Raw genomic sequence first — 1,656 nt, forward strand, 5'->3', positions numbered from 1 at the left:
CCCCCGGGGCGGGCCCGGGGGGTTCGACGTCACGTCAGCAGGCGGCGGCCAGCTGGGACTTGCGCGTCGGCGCGGTGCGCGGCACGACGGCGACCACGCGGCCGCCGCGGCCCGGGTGCAGGTCGAAGCGCACCCGCAGGTCCGCGCTGCGGGCCAGCACCAGGCCGACCACGGCGGCGGCCAGCGCGGACACCAGTCCGCAGGCCAGCAGGCCGGTCCGGGGCCCGTACGAGGCGGTCACCCAGCCGACGACCGGGGCGCCGATCGGCGTGCCGCCGGTGAAGACCAGCACCAGCAGGCCCATCACCCGGCCGCGCATCGCGGGGTCGGTGGCCAGCTGCAGCATCGAGTTGACCGAGGTGTTGAAGCTCAGCCCGAAGACCCCGATCAGCGTCAGCAGCAGCGCGAAGGTCCAGTAGCCGGGTGCGAAGGCGGCGGTCACCTCCAGCGCGCCGAAGGCCAGCGCCGCGACGACGAGCCGGCGCAGCCTCGGCGCGCCCCGGCGGGCGGCGAGCAGCGCGCCGGCCAGCGAGCCGACCGCCATCGCGGTGTTCAGCAGGCCGTACTGGCCGGCACCGACCTTGAACGTGTCGTGGGCGAATCCGGCGAGCAGCGTCGGGAAGTTGAAGCCGAAGGTCCCGATGAAACCGGCCAGCACCATCGGCCAGAGCAGTTCGGGCCGCTCCTTCACGTACCGCAGGCCCTCGCGCAGCTGCCCCTTCTCGCGGGCGATCGGCTCGGTCGGGCGCAGTTCGCCCTCCCGCATCGCGAGCAGTCCGCCGATCACGGCCACGAAGGACAGCGCGTTGACCGCGAAGGCCCAGCCGCTGCCGACCGCGGCGATCAGCAGGCCCGCGACGGCGGGGCCGACCAGGCGGGCGGTCTGGAAGTTGGCGGCGTTCAGGCTGACCGCGTTGGCGAGGTCCTTGGGCCCGACCATCTCGGAGACGAAGGCCTGCCGGGTCGGGTTGTCCACCACGGTGACCAGGCCGAGCAGCAGGGCGAAGGCGTACACGTAGTAGGGCGTCACCACGCCGCCGACGGTCAGCACGGCGAGTCCCGCGGCCAGCAGGCCCATCGCGCCCTGGGTGTAGATCAGCAGCCGGCGCTTGGGCATCCGGTCGGCGAGCACGCCGCCGAAGAGGCCGAGCAGCAGCATCGGCAGGAACTGCATGGCGGTGGTGATGCCGACCGCGAGCGGGCTGCCGGTGAGGCTCAGCACCAGCCAGTCCTGGGCGATCCGCTGCATCCAGGTACCGGTGTTGGACACCACCTGGCCGGCGAAGTAGTAGCGGTAGTTGCGAACACGCAGGGAGGAGAACATCCCCCCGGGCCTGGTGAAGCGGGCGCCTGTCGGGGATGCGGCCGGGTGGGTCCGGCCCTGAGCGGCGGAGTCCGCCGCGGTGCGTTCGTCGGGGTCGTCGTCGCCGCTGCCGGGCAGCCCCGTGGGGGCGGGTGCCTGGGCGTCGGCGGCCCCGGCGCGGTCCGCGGCGGGGTCGTTGGTCGGGTCGTCGGTACGGATGGCGGCGGCGCTGGCTGCGGCCGGCGGTGTCACTGTGGTCTCCCCTCGCGGCGGGGGGGGGCGCGGGGGGAGGAAGAGGAGCCAAGAAGGGGAAGGAGGACGGGATAGAATAGAGAGTGAAAGAAAAACAAAGA

At 73.4% G+C, this 1,656-nt stretch carries 1 protein-coding gene; it reads right to left on the reverse strand.

Features of this window, described 5'->3' with window-relative positions; translation table 11 throughout:
* Positions 1-34 precede the first annotated feature (34 nt).
* Complete coding sequence (locus ACFV0O_RS32020; protein ID WP_380347273.1) at positions 35-1,555, reverse strand: MFS transporter; 1,521 nt, start codon at positions 1,553-1,555, stop codon at positions 35-37.
* Between the last annotated feature and the right edge of the window lie 101 nt (positions 1,556-1,656).

This window comes from Kitasatospora sp. NPDC059577 (genome assembly GCF_042735475.1).
Lineage (GTDB): Bacteria > Actinomycetota > Actinomycetes > Streptomycetales > Streptomycetaceae > Kitasatospora.